An 18,217-nucleotide genomic window follows, 5' to 3' on the forward strand; every position below is an offset into this window, starting at 1 on the left:
AGAATATTGCTATTTTTACTTTTCTGGTTGCTCCTTAAGTGGTGGAGCAGCTGCAGTCACCTGCTCCTTAGCTACAGGCGTAGCCACTTTACCCTTTGCAACTACACCCTTCTTGATGACTACCCCCTGTACCACTTTTATGCCTCTCTTAGGAAGGCCTTTAGCAGCTACATTACTGATGGGCTCTTGCTCTTTTTTAGGCACGGCTTCTGCTTTCTCTTTTTTATAGGATGCAATGCCTTCTTCAATCGCAGTAGCAAGGTAACGCACTACAATATCTACCGAACGGAATGCATCATCATTACCAGGAATAGGAAAGTCAACCATATCTGGATTGGTATTGGTATCTACAAGGGCAAAAATAGGGATACCCAATTTGCGCGCTTCCTCAACAGCAATATGCTCTTCCTTAATGTCAATTACAAATAGAGCAGATGGTAGCCGCGTCACATTAGCTAGACCCTGCAAAATCCTATTGAGCTTTTCTTGCTCCCGCGCAATGATTAACCTTTCCTTTTTTGCTAAGCTTTTATATGCAGCTAGCTGCATATTTTTTTCTATGGAAAGCATCCGCTTTAATAATTTCCGCGTATTGACAAAATTGGTCAACGTACCGCCCAGCCAGCGCTCTGTTACATAGGGCATACCTAAATCTTTTGCGGTCTGCTCTACAGAAGCCTTAATTTGCTTTTTGGTCGCCACAAACAAAACCTTTTTCCCAGCTTGAGCCATTGCATTAAGCTGCAAAGCAGCCGCTTGCATACAGGTAATGGTCTTGTTCAGATCAATGATGTGAATGCCATTCTGCTTCATAAAAATAAAGGGAGCCATCTTAGGATTCCATTTCCTAGTGAGATGACCAAAATGGACGCCAGCATCCAGTAGTGCTTTCAATTCTAATTTTATCATTATGGGTAATAATAAATAATAACTATAAAAATAGCCTTAACGCTTGGTAAACTGGAACTTCTTTCTCGACTTTTTACGGCCATACTTCTTACGCTCCACAACCCTAGCATCCCTGGTTAAGAACCCCTCTTTCTTCAAGATAGGCCTATTGTTTTCTACATCTAACTTACAAAGTGCCCTAGCAATCCCTAAGCGAGTGGCCTCAGCCTGCCCACGCAATCCCCCACCTACAACATTAATTTTTAGATTATATTGACCTGCCCTATCTAATTTCTCCAAAGGTTGCTTAACAATTAGATTAATTTCTTCTACTGGAAAATAATCCAAAAGTGGCTTATGATTAATGATAATATCTCCTGTCCCAGGTACAAGATAGACCCTAGCGACGGCCGTCTTTCTCCGACCTACTGCACTGACTGTTTCCATCCGTTAATAATTAGTATTTTAGGGTTATTGAGGTTGGCTTTTGAGCTGCATAGGGATGCACAGACCCCTCACAAACATGTAAGTTGTGCAATAACCTTCTGCCCAATCTGTTTTTAGGCAACATGCCCTTCACCGCATGCTCTACCACACGCTTGGGATGCGCAACGTGAACTTCTTGAAATGTAGCACGCTTTAACCCACCAGGATAGCCCGAATAAGTGGTATAGATCTTTTTTACCGATTTATTACCCGATACAGCTATTTTATCCGCATTCAAAACGATCACATGATCCCCGCCATCTACATGAGGCGTAAAATCGGGCTTGTGCTTGCCACGAATGAGGTAAGCAAGTTGGCTAGCCAACCTACCCAAGGGCTGAAATGAAGCATCAACAACCACCCATTGCTTGTTAATGCTTTGCTTATTAGCATATTTTGTCTTGTAACTGATATAATCCACGCTTTTTAAAGAAAAGTTGAACCAACAAAAAAATTGAGCACTGTATATAAAGCCAACGGCTTCAAATATACCCCCTTATTGCATCAAATGCAAATTAAAGCCTACTAAAGGAGGCCATACAAAGTCCCCCCCCCCCATATCATACAGTTAAGCGCATTAGCGCACCACTACTTCTGTAAAGGAATCTAAAGATAAGTATTTTCGTGCTAAAGTTCTAACTTCTAGAGGGGTTATGTTGCGCACCTGCTGGTAAAATCTAGTATAATAATCTTGGTCTAAACCATGGAGATAGGCGCATTGAAACTTTTGCATAATAGAAAAAGGATCGTTAATGGTTGTTAAAAAATGGCCCAATAGGTAATTTTTAACATTTTGCAAGGCTGCTTCTGAGACTAATTCGTCTTGCAATAGGGCGATTTCTTTATAAATTTCTTGGATAGTCTCTTTAGTAACGGCTTGGGCTACTTCTGTTGTAATCGCTAGATAACCGGCTTGCAAAAATGATACCATACTGGAATGAATCCCGTAGGTATAGCCTTTATCTTCTCGAATATTCCGCATCAGCCGAGAACCAAAATAGCCGCCTAAAAGGGTATTGACGACAACCATGGGTAAAAAATCTAGATCCTTTTTGACCAATAGCTTTTTACCGATTACAATGGCAGACTGTAGATGTTGCCCATCCACTAAGTGGATTTTTTCAGGCAGCGTACGACAGGGTATTGGATTTGCTTGCAGACTTGTTTGGGGGGTGATATGGGCTAGGGCTTGTTTGATGCATTCTAAGGCTGCTGGCGTGACTTGCCCACTCACAAAAGCAGCACCATGCGCAAAGAATACTTGATCATAATGGTGTTGCAAATGATCCCGTTGAATCTTATCAACATCTTGCACGGTAAGCTTCCTGCCATAAGGATGCGCTGCTGTAAAGAGCGCTGTACAAAACCGCTTATAGGCTACTTGACTATTCTTTTTATCGGCCATTTGAATGGCTTGTACCTTTAGCTTTTTGAGCCTTTGGAGTGATTTTTCAGGAAAACTAGGGGTCAACAGGAGTTCTACCAATAGATCTAATACTGGACGAAGGTGTTTCGAAAGTGTGGAAAGAGAAAGGGTGCAAAAATCTTTCCGCACATGGGTGGAAATAGTGGCGCCATAATAATCAATCACATGAGCAATAGCTTGGGCATTTTTGGTTGCCGTACCTTCTACTAACATAGCAGCCGTAAAATAGGCGGCACCTGGCTGTAACTCATAGCAACCACCAGATTTAAAAATCAATTCTAATTCTATAATGGGCTGATTGCCCATGTGGAGCAGATACAATGGCATCTGAAGTGTATTCTTTTCTGGCCATGGAAACTCCATGGCTTCAATCTCTTGAAAGTTAGGTGGAATGGTTCTATCGAGCATAAAAAATAGATTTAAAATATATTAAATTCAGAAGGAATATGCCTACTACACTGTAAGCAACCCATAGCATACTCATTTCTATATGTATCTGTTCACGACGTTACTGGTTCATAATGACTTTTATCCCACTTTTTTCTTGATAAAAAAGTGGACAAAAAAATCAAGCCCTCGGTAAAAAGTCGTTGAAAGTGTCATCCTACAGATGGAAAAACAGAAAGCGCCCCCTTTGGGGCTTGAAAGGAAACTGTTTTTCCTAATCATTTGTATGATGCCACTTTCTATAGCGCAACTTTTTACAGGGGCGGTTTTCTTTTAATACAAAAAACCAGTGACTGGAACAGATACCTAATAAAAACCAATGCGCTGAACACATACTTCTATATGATGAAACGATTGATCGCTGGGCTATTGGATTTATTTTTTCCACCCCTATGCGTAGGGTGCAACCATAAACTGGTTCAGGGAGAAACATGGGTTTGTACCATTTGTTTGAGTTCATTTCCAGAAACCAACGCGCATAGATTAGTAGACAACCTTATTACCAACCATTTTATAGGTAAAGTGACCATAGCCTATGGATTTTCGCTTTACAAGTTAAGAAAGAAGAGTCATCTTGAACAACTACTCTTTGCCATGAAGTATAAAAACCAACCCAAAATCGGCCAGATGCTAGGGCAACACTATGGCCAGATCTTGCATCAGGTGCCGATGATCTCATCCATCGACGGGATTATAGCGATTCCGCTGCATCCCAAAAGACTCAAAGAACGGGGCTATAACCAAAGTGATTTTTTTGCAAAAGGGCTTTCTATTGCATTAAAGATGCCTTTATACACAGCATGCATAACACGGATCCGTTATACGCCCTCTCAAACAACCAAAAATAAAATAGAACGTATCGCCAATCTTAAAGATGCCTTTAAAGTTATACAACCAGGTGTACTAGCAGGCAAACACCTGTTGCTGGTGGATGATATTCTGACTACAGGAGCGACGTTGACCTCTTGCGCCCATGCGCTTTTAACCGCAGGTGTAGCCCAGGTAAGCATTGCCACCATAGCGGTAGTAGAAGCCTAAAAATAAGTTGGCCAATCGCCTGTTACCGTCCTAAGCTAGAAACCACACACCGGAATCCAATGGTAGCCGCAGCCGCATCTTTATTCAAATACCGCCGGGTGCCTATTTGTAAAAAATAGGCACAGTCTGCCCAAGAACAGCCTTTATAGACTTTCGCATCATCATTCACCAGGGAAGCTTTATGGGCCGCACTATAGTGCGCAGCAGAGTCCAGCAAGCCATCACGCCTAACAGGATTTAAATCACTTGTATCTTGTACCGGTCTATAGGTATCATATACCCAACAACAGACATTACCCACCATATCATAGAGACCCAGTAGATTGGGAGGGTAGGCATAGACGTTAGAAGTCGGTGCCGAATGGTCAGATTCACCAGCCATCCCCTTATAATTTCCTTTACCGCGCTTAAAATTAGCTAAAAACCGACCATCTTTTCCTCTTGGAGAAGAGCCATCCCAAGGGTAGTTGCGTTGATGACTTTGTAAATAGTTTATATCGGCTACGCCCACTACAGCACGCGCAGCATATTCAAATTCTGCTTCAGTAGCCAATCGAACGATAGGGAGCCCATCTACTACTTCCTCACTTGCATGCGCACCTACACGCTTTGGTTCATCTTCACCATTCGAAGATCCCTCAGCAGTCTCGGTAACTGGGCTTCCTTTGCGTTTCTTATTCTTAATTGCCTCATGAAGTTTCTGGGTCCGCCACGCACAATATTTCATAGCTTGCTCCCAACTCACGCCCACAACAGGATAGTACATAAAGCCAGGCGCATATAAATAATTGTCTACCAATGGGTCATTGTAACTAAAGTTCTCTATAAAAACCTGCTGATTGGGCATAGCAGCCTGATATTGTTCCATCAAGCCACGCTGTTTCAAATCATAGAGGTATTCTCTATAGGCCAAATTGGTAATGGGTGCTTCATCCATCCAAAAAGAATTAACGGTAACAGGTTGGGCAGAACACCCCCCTGTACCCAACTTATCTTCACCTAAGTTACCCATGATCATATACCCTCCCTCAATATAGACCATGCCTGGAATAGGTGGCGTTGCCTTACAAGGAACTACCGAAAGGGTATCTGGCTGGTTAAAAGGACGCCCTGTCGTCTGGCTTACCTTACCGGGAGATTGACTGGTAGGGTGATTGCGGCGACGACCTGCAAAACAGGTAAATACGAACCATATAAAAAACAAATATCTGAACCGAAAGATACCAAAAACCATAGTTATATGAATAGATTAATCCCTATCAGGGGGCACCATAGCCACTGTAAAGGGGTGATTTATTGCGCTGGCACAAAAGTGCACACCGATATGAGCTCAAAAATAACCAAAAATATTGAATAGCGTGCATGATTAGATTAAATGCATCCTTACCACCATTATTTTACAGGCAATGCATCACCTACTATATCCTTGGAGGAACCAGCGGCATGAGGGCCTAGATTAACGGCTAAGTAGGCCTCCCTAGTGCGCATAGAAGGTCGAATCATGGCATGCGTTATTTTGCTTACTACACTCAAATAGACCAAATAGGCCTCTAGGCGATCTAAAAAAAACCCAAGTTGAACGGTATAATGGGGTTGCCTGTAATGAAGCTTAGCAGGGTAGCAAAAGGTACGCCCCAACTCTTGTGCTTTTAATGCTGCGGTTCTACTAGGACCCATATAAAGCTGTATGGTATACCCTTTAAAGCTATGCATATGTAGATAGGCTGCCTTACGTTGTGCCAAACGTTGTGCCAAATGGCCACTTTGGTCCAATGGACAGACCAATGGCATACGAGGTGCTTTTTTGACCGCTTTAGGCTGTTTGAAAAATTCAATCCTGTATGCCATAAGATTTTCTTCATAGATGTCTTTCTTTAACTTCTTCAAAGTAGAGGATGGCGCCGCATAGACCTCCACCCATACCACGAGGCCCATCAAAAAGGACGATGCCAACTGCTTTATTTTATATTGCATCGAGATGCATCACTTAACATTAAATTTAAAAGCGTAAAATGCTAGCACATGAAACAGATGTAAGCCTACAACAGCCTATCATGCTAATGCGCAACAAACATAAACCAAACCTGCAATAGCGGCTACTGAAAACATAAATAGTACTGATTATTAAACAATAATATATTTCCCCATCGATACTTGACATGCCCCCTCGCTTGCGGTCGTTGATACAAGTATTTGGATTCTACCACGGATTTACCTAAATTGCTAGGGGCAAATCTAATGTCGATCACTTTGCATTGCAAGGGCAATATAAACATAAAAGTCTGATTTATCTAAAATCTATAAGGTCATTAAGCAACTATGAAAAGAACATTTCAACCCTCACTTAGAAAAAGAAGTAATAAGCATGGTTTTAGGGAGCGTATGTCCACACCCAATGGCCGTGCGGTATTGGCCAGAAGGCGCGCCAAAGGAAGGGCGAAGTTAACTGTTTCTGATGAACCTAGACATAAACGCTAATATTTTTGCCTACCGCTATTGGTTATGGGGAAAAATAACCTGTCCAAGTGCCATAGATTAACCGATCGAAAGCATATACAAATGCTTTTTCAGGAGGGGCACAGGTTTAAGCTACATCCCTGTAGCGTCTTTTACCTGCAAAAAAAGCAAGAACAATTTGGAGGTAATCAAGTTCTTTTTGCTGTTTCTAAGCGGCACCTTCGTTCTGCTGTACAGCGTAATAAAGTAAAACGCTTGCTTAGAGAAGCCTATCGCATCAATAAATATCTATTGGATGATGTTTTAGCGCCTACCGAGTTTGCCTTTTTAATAGGATATGTGTATACTGGAAAAGAGGAAGAGATCCACTATCCTATTTTAAATAAGACTGTTATTAGGTCGTTGCAACACCTTAGCGCTTTGCTATCTCAGAGACTATCTAAATAGTTTTTGAATAGTTTCGCTAGCTCTTCCATATGGTTTTAAAATGGGCTGCCAAGTGCTTTATCTTGCTTACCTAAAAGATTTGATAGGTGACTGTGGAGCAAATTCTTATAAAAACGCATATTGTTCAGCAAAATAATTACAGTACCGGTAATGGACTTAGACAGTATTATTTTTCTTCTTTTTTTGTTAGCTTACCTATTCGTTAGCATCCGTGCTATTAAACATCCCCCCCGCCCATATGCGCACTTTACGGCAGCGCATACTATAACAGCGATCTTAGCGGTAACCTATGGAGGAGAGGTCTTGTGTAATCCGCTGCATATAGATGGCTTATTATATTGGGCAGGCAGCATGCTCAGCTATTTTATAATAGGCAACCTGCTGGCCAATCGGTTCCATCTTGTTTTAAATACTGGATCAGTAGCAGAAATAATGGGGCGGCTCTATGGCAACCCTATTCGAAAAATAGTCGCCCTATCTGGCATCTTACATAGTGCTGCAGTAGCTGCTATGCAGTGCAAACTACTTTCCATGGCTATAGGTTGGTGCTTTGCCATGCAATCACATTATAGCCTGCTGATCGCCGCACTCTTAATCATGTTGCCTGTTGGGTCCAACCAGATACACTCGCCAACATTGGTACGTGTAGCACGCTGTGCGGCCTTTGGCATATTGCTCCCCCTCATCGCTTGGATTTTATGGAATGGTATGGCAACCCACCCCCATGGGGATCAAACGCATCTTACTTTAGCCATTAAAGAGTGCTGGGATCGTTTCCGTCATGCGGCTCCACTGAACTATATGGTGTATGGTATGGCTTTTGCCCTACCTGCTTTCTACCCTGCCCAGGTAGCACCTATTTTAATTGCTGAAAATGCTACGCAAGTAAAACGGACTTTTAACAGTGCAGGTTTATTGTCATTAAGTATCAATTTGCTCTTACTATGGGTGGCGCTGTTGGCACAAAAAAACGCAGGCAAATTAATGCCATCGGTCATGACCTCTTTTGAAGCTTATCTAGGGTTAAAAGGGTTATTTATGATAGGTGTTGCCGCATTAACTCTCTCTACAGCAGGTACAAATTTGCACGCCGCCACACGTTTAATAACCAACGATCTCCCAGATCTGTTCAAATGGGTAAAAAATCCGATGCTGTATCAGGCAATGGTAGGCATGATGGCCATGCTTATTGCCCTATACACGCAAGAACAACTGATAGCAATGGCTATTATTTTGTTTAAAACGATGGTAAGCCTACCCTTATTGCTCTCATTAGTCGGCATTACGCTGCATCCCTATGCGGTTTTAGCAGGTATGCTAGCAGGTGGTCTAACGACTATAACCTGGTCCTGTTGTATAGCTAACCCAGGTATGTGGAGTCTACTCCCAGCTATGGTGATGAATCTACTTAGTATGCTAGTGATTCAATTTTTCAAGGGTAAACGAAGTGCAAACCCACCGCACTGCACCAATAGGTTGGCCCAAGATCCGGTAGTTAAACCACCACCGTTATGGAAGCGATTGTCTAAGCATATCTTGACTAGACCATTTAATCTTGGAGATTACCCATCCTTACCCAAGCATCATTTGCCCTATATACTGTTTGGTTTTTATATCCTTCTAACAGGTTATGGTTCCTTGTATACTTTTACCAGTCATCCCATATGGCATGCAAGGCTAGAAGCCTTTATTCTTTTACCCAGCCTCTTTGTAGCCACACTTTTTTTTATCCACCCCTTCATTGCGCAACGACCCTATATCCGCAAAATAGCATCAGTAATATGGCCATTAAGTCATGTCTATTTTCTTTTTTTAGTAGGTACGGGCATGGCTACCCTGAGTAAATTCAGCTACTTATATACCACCATTTGTATACTCAACCTACTCTTATCTATTTTTATTACCCCATTGATCGTGCTACTCACTGGCTGTATCATGAGTAGTATAGTCGTGTGGACCTTGCGCCACTATATGGATGGCACTGTTGCATTGATCGATTACCCTTTAGACCTGAATCTGCATATTGCCTATGCTCTACTCATGCTCTTCATCTTTGTGGGCGGTTTTTTGTACCATACGCATGGGTTAGGCAAGCGCTTATCGATCATACAAACATTAACCAGTGAAAAAGAAGAGCAAAATGCCAGGCAATTTTTTAACAAACAACAAGTAGAAGTACTGGCTTATGAAAGCAATTGGATTATCTCCCAATTGAACCACCAACTCATGCGATTGGATCAATCTGAGGAACGCCCCCTTGCCTATACAGATCAAGCACTTAGATTAAAAAAGTATTTTAACAGCATTTTTCAACATTTGAAATACAACCTCCATTTAGTTACGAATTGGATTAGCATTGATCAACTATTAGCTGAATGTTTTGATACAATAACAATCAGCAATATATATGACACGCCCTATGTAATGATCAATACCAAGCACCTCTATATACAGTGTGCAATAGAAAGCATTAAAAATCTAATCATTAGTAGTTTATATGCCTGTAGCACACATGAATCTCTACATAGCGATCAAAAAAAGGATATCTATATACATATAGATGATACACAGTTAGGTTATCGACTCACACTGCTACAAGGTAAGTTACAAAAAATCAATGCAATCAGCTTTTGCATCACCACTGCCACACGATTGCCTGCCATAGCCCCCACCTATAAAGTGGCAGAAATGGCAGATATTCAAATCTTAGATGCGCATGAAGAAAAAATAGATTCAGAAAATCAGCATATTGTACATGCACATTACGGGTACTATGAGCGATTCTGCTCTGCATCAGAAATCACCCATTTATACGTAATACCTGTCAACGTGCAAGAAATTACGAAGGCATTTGCTACACTTTCACCTGTCGTTTATACACAAACGACGGTCTTGGACCCAATAAGTATACAAGCAGAAGCGACTTTTCTAGAAAAGGTTAAGCAGAAGAAAGGACTTAAAGTAGATGCAGTAATGGATGCACTGCAATTAATTAAAATCTATTATACCACGCAAAGAAGAAAAACAGGCGAACTTTTTTACTTACATCCTATGGCAGTAGCCTCCATTTTACTGACGATAACGGAAGACACCAATGTAATTATTGCGGGTTTAGTCCATGATGTAGTACAAAATACACCATTTACAGAAGCAGGCCTAACGACGCTATTTGGCCCTGCTATTACAGAGACGGTATGGGCGGCAGCACGCTTAGAAAAAGAATTACCCAACAAAAAAGAGGATTATGCTACCTATATCGAACAAATCATAGGTCATACAAAACAGGATGCTATACTGGTTAGGCTAGCAGATGTGTTGCATAATGCAAGAACGATTGCTGGTCACGCCATCGAAAAGCAGCTAGAGAAAATAAGATTAATTCAACACTTTTATCTACCATTGGCTATACAACTACAACTGGTTGATATAACTGATGAACTGCAATTACATGCTGAAAGGGTATCAAATATACCAATGGTGAAGCCTTAAGGGAAATATATTTGATGGCCGCTGTCTACATAGTATGCGTTCAGTGCGATGGTTTTTTGCGTCAAAAAAACCGCCCCTGAAAAAAGTCGCGGTTTAGAAAGTGGCATTTTACAGATGATTTGGAAAAACAGTTTCCTTTGAAGGCCACGAAGGGGGCGCTTTCTGTTTTTCCATCTGTAGGATGACACTTTTAGCGGATTTTTACCAAGGGCTTGATTTTTTGTCCACTTTTTTATCAAGAAAAAAGTGGGATAAAAGTCATTATTAACCAGTATCATGAACAGATACGTCTAGATAAGCCATGGACATTGTTTAGCCCCATCTTACTCAAGCGTTTATGGAAGGAGATGATCCATTCGTAAATTTGTTATATTACACCAGATGATCAAATCAAGCAGAAGCAACAGTTGAGCATGATGAAATATTTCATGCAATACATTCACACCCGTGAAAGGCTCAAGCTATGGGAGCAATTTTTATAAAACTTTCCATCCTGTTATGCTACTAGATAAGGAAAAAGGTTATATTTACAGGGCAGCCCCCAAAGGGGGCGCTTTCTGTTTTTCCATCTGCAAGATGGCACTTTCAACGACTTTTTGTCGAGGGCTTGATTTTTTGCTTACTTTTTTATCAAAAAAAGTAAAATAAAAATGCATTACTAACCAATGTCGGTGTATAGACACTTTTATTTATTGAACAGGCAATAACACATATACGCCTTAAGCCAACACCATTGGCTGAACAAGGAGATAGTGAACGTTTTTTATTATGGATCTAAAAGGGAAAAAAATATTTATTACAGGCGCTTCACGGGGCATTGGTCAAGCGATTGCCCTTAAATTAGCAGCAGCAGGGGGTGACATTGCTTTTACCTATTGCGGGTCTGATCCAGAAACGGTTCAAGCTACAGAAACAGCATTACGCGCCTTAGATGTGCAAGTCAAATGCATCCATGCAGATGCCTCTGACTTTAAGGCTACGCATCAAGCCATAGAGGAGGTAGTAGAGGCATTTGGCGGACTAGATGTGCTGGTAAATAATGCAGGCATCACTAGAGACAACTTACTACTACGCATGTCAGAAGCGGATTGGGATGCAGTATTAAATATCAACTTAAAATCTATTTTTAACACCGTACAAGCAGCCACAAAAACCTTTCTCAAGCAACGCAACGGGTCTATTATCAATATATCCTCTATTGTAGGCATCAGTGGCCATGCTGGACAGGCGAATTATGCGGCTTCCAAGGCAGGCATGATTGGATTGACGAAATCGATTGCTTTAGAGCTAGGCAGTAGAAACATTCGTGCCAATGTGATTGCACCAGGCTTTATAGCAACCGCTATGACGGACCAGCTGGACGCATCCCTACAGAAAGGCTGGGTCGACAAGATTCCACTTAAACGTGCGGGACTTCCAGAGGATGTGGCCAACTGTGCGCTTTTTTTAGCTTCTGATGCATCAAGCTACATTACAGGACAGGTGATTCAGGTAGATGGCGGGTTGCTTACATAGTCTAGCGTAAAGAAATGATTGAACGCTATAGTGGACTGGTTTATTAATAAAAGTTTTGTATTTGTTCAGCGCAGTGGTTTTTATTAGGCATCTGTTCAATTTACTGTTTTTTTGCGTTAAAAGAACAGCGCCCCTGAAAAAAGTAGCGGTGTAAAAAGTGGCATTTTACAGATGATTTGGAAAAACAGTTTCCTTTGAAGCCCCCAAAGGGGGCGCTTTCTGTTTTTTCATCTGTAAGATGGCACTTTCAGCGACTTTTTACCGAGGGCTTGATTTTTTGTCCACTTTTTTATCAAGAAAAAAGTGGGATAAAATTCACTATTAACCAGTATCGTGAACAGATAAAGTTCATCACTAACCAGTAATGTGAATAGATACCTATAACCGGGATCAATCATTTAAGCGAGATGCTTTAAAACCAAAAAGCAGTCGGATATTTGCAATTATATGTATGGCAAATTTTAGTTAAAGAGGGCCAATCGACAACGTAGGGGCGATTTTGCGGACCAACCCTTGTAAAACCGTTCCTGGCCCACATTCTATATATTCCGTAATCCCATCTTCCATCATATGGTGAATGGTTTTGGTCCAATAAATAGGTGCGACCAATTGCTGCAGTAAGTTTGCCTTGATGATTTGGGGATCAGTAACAGGGCGTCCAGTCACATTCTGATAAATGGGACAAATCCCTTTAGCAAAAGGAATAGATGAGAGTACCGCGGCTACACTTTCCTGGGCATGCGCCATCAGCGGAGCATGAAACGCTCCTTCTACTTGTAGAGGTATAACCTTCCGCGCACCCGCCTTACGTAAAGCTTCTGTCGCCAATGCGACACCTTTCTGGCTACCGGAAATCACCAATTGCCCTGGGCAATTGTAATTAGCCGGTACAACTACTTCCTTTGTAATCTCTGCACAGATGGCTTCCACCACCTCATCTTGCATACCTAATACAGCAGCCATGGTACCAGGGCAAAGCTGACAGGCTTTTTGCATCGCTTTAGAACGGACTGATACCAAATGGAGCCCCTCTTCAAATGAGATGACTTCAATAGCGACTAGGGCAGCTATTTCACCTAAGGAATGGCCTGCCACAGCTGCTGGACGAAACGTGTCACTCAAAAAAGCAGTTGCAACGGCATGTAAAAAAACAGCAGGTTGTGCCACAGTAGTGGCCTTTAACGCTTCCTGTGTACCTTCCAGCATCATACGCGTCAGATCAAAACCTACTATTCGATCAGCTGTTTCAAACATTTGCCGTGCTCGCCCACTGTGTTGATAGAGCGACCTACCCATGCCTATGTATTGACTGCCTTGACCAGGAAATAAATAGCCTTTCATATATGATAACGTGTGTTATGTTGGATTTAAAAAGCATCTAGTGTTTTACACAAAATTTACACCGGACACCAGGTTGGTAATCTGCATCTATATCCTCCTCTGTTAAAGGCATACGACAGCCATAGCAAAGTAGGCTATTGCCTTTTTTTAATCCATGGCCTAGGGATATGCGCTCATCAAAAACAAAACATTCGCCTTGCCATCTGGATTGTGCTTCATGGGTATGCATTAAATATTGTAGGATACCGCCACTGAGTTGATAAACCGTTTTGAAGCCATTGGCCAACATATAGGCAGATGCTTTTTCGCATCTAATGCCTCCCGTACAGAACATAGCAATGGGCTGCGCTTTATAGGGAGTTAAATGGGTTTCAACAAAAGCAGGGAATTGGCTAAAGTAGGTTGTTTCAGGATTTAAGGCACCTTTAAAGCTGCCCAACCGACACTCGTAATCGTTGCGCACGTCCACTACAACAGCTGCTTGGTCTAGGGTTTTATTCCAATCAGCAGCTAAGACATGCTGACCCCGTAATTGCATAGATTGCACCTCTGGTTGGTGCATGGTGATGATTTCTTTTTTAAGCCGAACCTTTAGACGGCGAAAGGGTTTATGACCCGCTTCAGAATATTGGTACCACAAGTCATTAAACGAAGGGATAGCCGCTATCTGAGCCATCGCATAGTCTAGTAAATCAGCCGGGCCCGCAATAGTACCATTGATTCCCTCTGAGGCAATAAGCAGTGTACCCGTTAACGCACTGCATATAGATTGAAGTTGCTGTTGTAGTAGTGCCAAGTCATGTAAGGGAACAAATTTATATAAGGTTGCTACTTTAAACATATATGGATGGGATTGATCTATGTATTATACTTTAGCTGCTTCAAATTTAGCTAAAATCTTATCATAAATCATACTTTTTATCTTTTGGTAAAACAGCCTATTGGATGTGTAGTGTACTGTCGCTCTAGAATGGCTATAACTTTACTGTTTCAGAAAACGTGTTTATTAAGACAACTGAAATAGCCTCTTAAAACAGTTCATTAATTGTACCATATTTACATCTTAAAAAACAAAATACTATAAAGTCATTATATTTAGAATATATGGCAAAATTAGTGGGATATGTAAGGGGAAGCACCCAAGATGAGAGGATTCGCCTGCAAGTTGATGCACTTGCCAAAGAAGGTTGTGCAACAAATATGATTTTTATAGACTGTGTGATTCGTATAGGTTGTTACAGTAAAGCTGTAAGGTTAACTAACGATTTGTAACAAATTTAAGTATTCTATTTATATTGGTTGGATTTCGTACTTCTCATTAATCGAAAGCTCTAAATACATGGATGCTAAAGTTAAACTTCGGCTGTGTTGGATGCATTTATAGAAAAAATTAGGTCATGCAGGGAAGGTATGTGCACACTATAATATTTCACGTTTTACCTTATGTAAATGGCTCAAGCGCTATGAATCGTTAGATGAAGCAGGCTGAGCGGATCTCAGTAGCAAGCCTCATACTTCCCCTACACAAAAAATAAATGATCTAATAGAGCAACTTATTCTTCACCTAAGAGCAAGTAGAAAGTCAGGTGCAAGGCGTATGCAAACTGAGTTAAAACGCTTACATGATCTCTCTTTTTCATTGGATACCATACATAAAATTTTTAAAAAACATGCAGTAAGTCTTTTACATATTAAAAGAAACGGGTTAAACGTTATAGTTGTAAAATACCAGGAGAGCGTATAGAAATGGATGTGTGTAAAATAGCTTCAGGCTTGTATCAATATACTGCTATAGATGATTGTACCCGTTATAAAGTGCTTTCCCTATATCCAAGGCGCACTGCAAAAAATACACTTGATTTCCTTGAAAAATTCAAGGAAAGAACTCCATTCCCTGTTCAAAGAATTCAAACTGACAGAGGACAAGAATTTTTCGCTTATGAGGTACAGGAATGTCTCAGAGACTGGAGAATTAAATTCCGTCCTATTAAACCATTTGCTCCACATTTAAACGGTAAAGTAGAAAGAACTCAGCGTACAGACCTAGATGAGTTTTATAGTAGTGTTAACATTAAAGATCCTGATTTAGAAGTTAAACTTCTAGATTGGGAAGAATATTATAATAAAGAACGCCCTCATAGTTCTCTTCAAGGGGAAACCACTTGGGAAAAATACAAAGAATTGGCAAACATCATTCCTTTTTTAAGTGAAGTGAAGGGCAATTACATGCCATCAAACGAGCCATTTGTCACGCAAAACTATAAACATGATCAAATTTTAAAATTACTTCGAAAACATAAGATCAATTGAACATGATCTACCTGTCAAGTTTAAACTTCAAAGGACACGTGGAGTATAACAACCCATACGAACCACACAAATTAGTTTGATAGGAATAATTACTTAAATATACTTATCTATACAAATATAATATATTCAACCCTTGAAAGTTACAAAAAAGTATTCAATAGTATTGCACTAAATAACAATTTTTCTAACTATTATTTTCTTTCTTCTTAGTGTTAACAAACTCTAATGCTTCTTTAGCTGCTTTTTCTAATGCGATGCCTATCTCCGGCCCTAAGTAGTTATTGGCTATTTGCACATCTATAGCTAATGTTTCTTGCGCCATATGTTGAACCTCTGTTAGATGGATATAACCTGAAGCATGTCGTAGGTCATAAAGCCGTTCAGCAAGTTTTATAAATAAAACGGAGAGCTGCACGTGATCTTCTTTAATCGCTTCCTTCAATCTATTTTTTACATAAAGCAAAGAAGCATGATCTAAGTCTTGGCGTTTATCTATACCTATCACATTTAGCACAAAGGCATAAACACCTAAATTATAATGCTTCTTGATATAAGAAAGCGGCAAACAAGTACGACGAACCAACTCATAAAGTAAAGAAGCATAAATTACTTTAGGAGAGTGAAAAACCCATTCTACCACTAATGCAGCAATCCCTACAGATCGAACATAAAACAATTGACCAGAGTCATGCCGTTTAAAGCCAAAATGTTTTCGCAATAATAAAATCAAGCCAGAAATTATTTTCATATCAATAGGATCCTCTTTAAGAGAGGATTTGCAAACACAGTCATGGAACTGCATCAATTCCATCATTGAATCAGCTTGTTCCTTAGGGGTAACAGGCGCATCTAAGGTTAAGGAATCTATAGGTAAGGTAATAGTCATCTTACTGAGGATATCAGTAACCTTGTTCGGCAATACTAATAACATAGCTTTTTTGCTAGCATCATCAAGAGCCTCTAAATATCCGTAGTGGGCCTCAATAATCGTAGATAGGGTCTGTTGTTGTAAATCTATGGATGGCGGAACTTCTTGTTTACCTTTTGGTCCCATATAATCCATGAGATCGTCATATTGCTTCTTTACTTTAGGTAACGCTTTCGAGTCAACGGTAGAATGGCTGATAACCAGAACAGTAGCTTTAAAATCCATAAAGGTAGGATAGCTGTTATCGATACGATCCGCTTGTATAAAGCGCAAACTAGTAGGATGTAGTTGTATACAAATAACTGGTGAAATATCGTTCTCTATTTTACTAATCCGTAAAACAGATTGAACCAATAAATAAATTAATTGGTTGATATCTCCTATAATAGATAGGCTTTTATCAGCATCGCTTATTGTTTCTAACAGAATCCTAGATGGATCAATAATCTCTTGGGATAATGCCATTTCCACTTTACGAATCAGTTTATCGAAAGTAATCTTAGTAGGCTGTAACAGCGCATGGTCCTTATATTTTTTTCTCTTATTGAAATAAGCTATCCAATCATAAAACTTATTGATAATACTTTGTAAATCTTACTTATAAATTGGAATATTCTTATCTAAGAAGGAGATAGATTCCTCAATCTTACCAACTACTTGGTTTAAAATAAATCCATAACCTTTAGGGGCATGGGAAGCAGAACCATTTGATGGAACCATTGCTGCATCATAAAGGGAGGCTTTTACTCGTTGGGATTCTCTGATTTTTTCTTGATTTTTTAGGTAAATGTTTTGTGTGGTAATATTACCCACTTTGATTTTAAAGCAAATAATAATAGAAAATACCAGTATACCCATCATACATAATGGTAATAAAGAGCCTAATAAAGGAAAATAGCATCCAACATAAATCGGATAAATAGCTACTAATGATGTAATGGCAACAACCCTTATACCTATATAAAGAGGAAAAATCCATAAGATTATGAATAAATGGGAAAAAGATAAGGATAATGTAAAGATAAGATCATGAGGATACCACCAGGTAAAAAGTAAACTTATAGGAATATAAACTGATAAACCCACTAGCCAGTATAGGCCAATAAACCAACTTGGAATAGACCTTATTTTTTTGGAAATATCATAAAGAAACGGATAGCCTAAACAACAAGCTGATCCAAATAACTGAATAGTAAGCCAACATCCATCATGATCCGTAATACGAATCATAGAATAAGTAAACAAACTAGTAATGGTAATATATAATCCTATATACCATCGTAGTGTGCCTCGGCATCAACTTAGCTGTAGTAGTTAGGATTTAATCTGACAATTGTTAAATTATGATGATATAAATCTTAACTACTATGAACTTACATCAAAAAATTATCAAGCCTAAATTAGGGTTATTGGAACTAGCTAAAACATTAGGCAACATCTCCACT

The 18,217-nt window shown here is 40.0% G+C and carries 15 protein-coding genes and 1 pseudogene; 6 read left to right on the forward strand and 10 right to left on the reverse strand.

What is annotated here, in order from left to right; all coding sequences use genetic code 11:
* Positions 1–183: 183 nt before the first annotated feature.
* The 4 genes and pseudogenes from rpsB to NLX65_RS00425 all read right to left on the reverse strand — a co-directional run.
* A pseudogene (gene rpsB / locus NLX65_RS00410) lies at positions 184–909 on the reverse strand (30S ribosomal protein S2); the annotation flags it as partial.
* A 36-nt stretch (positions 910–945) separates the two neighbouring features.
* Complete coding sequence (gene rpsI / locus NLX65_RS00415) at positions 946–1,335, reverse strand: 30S ribosomal protein S9 (RefSeq protein WP_260535949.1); 390 nt, start codon at positions 1,333–1,335, stop codon at positions 946–948.
* Between the two features lie 10 nt (positions 1,336–1,345).
* The gene (rplM, locus tag NLX65_RS00420; protein WP_260535951.1) at positions 1,346–1,795 is read right to left on the reverse strand and encodes a 50S ribosomal protein L13; all 450 of its coding nucleotides are present in this window, start codon (positions 1,793–1,795) and stop codon (positions 1,346–1,348) included.
* Positions 1,796–1,951: 156 nt separating this feature from the next.
* Positions 1,952–3,208 carry a M16 family metallopeptidase gene (locus NLX65_RS00425; protein WP_260535953.1) on the reverse strand — a complete coding sequence of 419 codons (1,257 nt, stop codon included), beginning with the start codon at positions 3,206–3,208 and terminating at the stop codon, positions 1,952–1,954.
* A gap of 381 nt (positions 3,209–3,589) precedes the next feature.
* On the opposite strand from NLX65_RS00425, the gene NLX65_RS00430 reads away from it, so the two are divergent.
* A complete protein-coding gene (locus tag NLX65_RS00430; protein ID WP_260535955.1) occupies positions 3,590–4,285 on the forward strand; it encodes a ComF family protein in 696 nt (231 codons plus the stop codon).
* 22 nt (positions 4,286–4,307) lie between these two features.
* Here the strand turns inward: NLX65_RS00430 and NLX65_RS00435 are convergent, their stop codons facing one another.
* Both NLX65_RS00435 and NLX65_RS00440 read right to left on the reverse strand, forming a co-directional pair.
* Positions 4,308–5,519: a formylglycine-generating enzyme family protein gene (locus NLX65_RS00435; protein WP_260535957.1), complete on the reverse strand. Its 1,212-nt coding sequence runs from the start codon at positions 5,517–5,519 to the stop codon at positions 4,308–4,310.
* A gap of 158 nt (positions 5,520–5,677) precedes the next feature.
* Positions 5,678–6,259 (reverse strand): hypothetical protein, encoded by a 582-nt coding sequence (locus tag NLX65_RS00440; RefSeq protein ID WP_260535959.1) that lies wholly within the window; start codon positions 6,257–6,259, stop codon positions 5,678–5,680.
* Positions 6,260–6,604: 345 nt separating this feature from the next.
* On the opposite strand from NLX65_RS00440, the gene rpmH reads away from it, so the two are divergent.
* The 4 genes from rpmH (at position 6,605) to fabG (ending at position 12,193) form a co-directional block, all read left to right on the forward strand.
* Entirely contained in the window at positions 6,605–6,763 is a 159-nt protein-coding gene (gene rpmH, locus NLX65_RS00445; RefSeq protein WP_260535961.1) for a 50S ribosomal protein L34, read from the forward strand.
* A 24-nt stretch (positions 6,764–6,787) separates the two neighbouring features.
* Complete coding sequence (rnpA, locus tag NLX65_RS00450) at positions 6,788–7,189, forward strand: ribonuclease P protein component (protein ID WP_260535963.1); 402 nt, start codon at positions 6,788–6,790, stop codon at positions 7,187–7,189.
* A 150-nt stretch (positions 7,190–7,339) separates the two neighbouring features.
* Entirely contained in the window at positions 7,340–10,678 is a 3,339-nt protein-coding gene (locus tag NLX65_RS00455; RefSeq protein WP_260535965.1) for an HD domain-containing protein, read from the forward strand.
* 768 nt (positions 10,679–11,446) lie between these two features.
* Positions 11,447–12,193 (forward strand): 3-oxoacyl-[acyl-carrier-protein] reductase, encoded by a 747-nt coding sequence (gene fabG, locus NLX65_RS00460; protein ID WP_260535967.1) that lies wholly within the window; start codon positions 11,447–11,449, stop codon positions 12,191–12,193.
* Positions 12,194–12,658: 465 nt separating this feature from the next.
* Here fabG and fabD read toward each other — a convergent pair whose 3' ends face one another.
* Together fabD and trhO are read right to left on the reverse strand one after the other, a co-directional pair.
* Positions 12,659–13,534: an ACP S-malonyltransferase gene (fabD, locus tag NLX65_RS00465; protein ID WP_260535969.1), complete on the reverse strand. Its 876-nt coding sequence runs from the start codon at positions 13,532–13,534 to the stop codon at positions 12,659–12,661.
* 37 nt (positions 13,535–13,571) lie between these two features.
* Entirely contained in the window at positions 13,572–14,375 is an 804-nt protein-coding gene (gene trhO / locus NLX65_RS00470) for an oxygen-dependent tRNA uridine(34) hydroxylase TrhO (protein WP_260535971.1), read from the reverse strand.
* Between the two features lie 899 nt (positions 14,376–15,274).
* Between trhO and NLX65_RS00475 the strand changes: the two genes are divergently transcribed.
* The gene (locus NLX65_RS00475; RefSeq protein WP_260535977.1) at positions 15,275–15,844 is read left to right on the forward strand and encodes a DDE-type integrase/transposase/recombinase; all 570 of its coding nucleotides are present in this window, start codon (positions 15,275–15,277) and stop codon (positions 15,842–15,844) included.
* A 184-nt stretch (positions 15,845–16,028) separates the two neighbouring features.
* Here NLX65_RS00475 and NLX65_RS00480 read toward each other — a convergent pair whose 3' ends face one another.
* Positions 16,029–17,237, reverse strand: coding sequence for an HD domain-containing protein (locus NLX65_RS00480; RefSeq protein ID WP_260535973.1), 1,209 nt, complete (start codon positions 17,235–17,237; stop codon positions 16,029–16,031).
* 129 nt (positions 17,238–17,366) lie between these two features.
* Positions 17,367–18,002 (reverse strand): hypothetical protein, encoded by a 636-nt coding sequence (locus tag NLX65_RS00485; protein WP_260535975.1) that lies wholly within the window; start codon positions 18,000–18,002, stop codon positions 17,367–17,369.
* Positions 18,003–18,217: the final 215 nt, after the last annotated feature.

Source organism: Candidatus Cardinium sp. TP, assembly GCF_025215055.1.
In the GTDB taxonomy this organism is placed as follows: domain Bacteria; phylum Bacteroidota; class Bacteroidia; order Cytophagales; family Amoebophilaceae; genus Cardinium.

Excerpts from the sequence above, each read along its gene's own strand:
- rpsI (WP_260535949.1), bottom strand. The coding sequence starts at position 1,335 with ATGGAAACAGTCAGTGCAGTAGGTCGGAGAAAGACGGCCGTCGCTAGG.
- NLX65_RS00425 (WP_260535953.1), bottom strand. The coding sequence starts at position 3,208 with ATGCTCGATAGAACCATTCCACCTAACTTTCAAGAGATTGAAGCCATG.
- NLX65_RS00430 (WP_260535955.1), top strand. The coding sequence starts at position 3,590 with ATGATGAAACGATTGATCGCTGGGCTATTGGATTTATTTTTTCCACCC.
- NLX65_RS00435 (WP_260535957.1), bottom strand. The coding sequence starts at position 5,519 with ATGGTTTTTGGTATCTTTCGGTTCAGATATTTGTTTTTTATATGGTTC.
- NLX65_RS00440 (WP_260535959.1), bottom strand. The coding sequence starts at position 6,259 with ATGCAATATAAAATAAAGCAGTTGGCATCGTCCTTTTTGATGGGCCTC.
- rpmH (WP_260535961.1), top strand. The coding sequence starts at position 6,605 with ATGAAAAGAACATTTCAACCCTCACTTAGAAAAAGAAGTAATAAGCAT.
- rnpA (WP_260535963.1), top strand. The coding sequence starts at position 6,788 with ATGGGGAAAAATAACCTGTCCAAGTGCCATAGATTAACCGATCGAAAG.
- NLX65_RS00455 (WP_260535965.1), top strand. The coding sequence starts at position 7,340 with ATGGACTTAGACAGTATTATTTTTCTTCTTTTTTTGTTAGCTTACCTA.
- fabG (WP_260535967.1), top strand. The coding sequence starts at position 11,447 with ATGGATCTAAAAGGGAAAAAAATATTTATTACAGGCGCTTCACGGGGC.
- fabD (WP_260535969.1), bottom strand. The coding sequence starts at position 13,534 with ATGAAAGGCTATTTATTTCCTGGTCAAGGCAGTCAATACATAGGCATG.
- trhO (WP_260535971.1), bottom strand. The coding sequence starts at position 14,375 with ATGTTTAAAGTAGCAACCTTATATAAATTTGTTCCCTTACATGACTTG.
- NLX65_RS00480 (WP_260535973.1), bottom strand. The coding sequence starts at position 17,237 with ATGGCATTATCCCAAGAGATTATTGATCCATCTAGGATTCTGTTAGAA.
- NLX65_RS00485 (WP_260535975.1), bottom strand. The coding sequence starts at position 18,002 with ATGATTCGTATTACGGATCATGATGGATGTTGGCTTACTATTCAGTTA.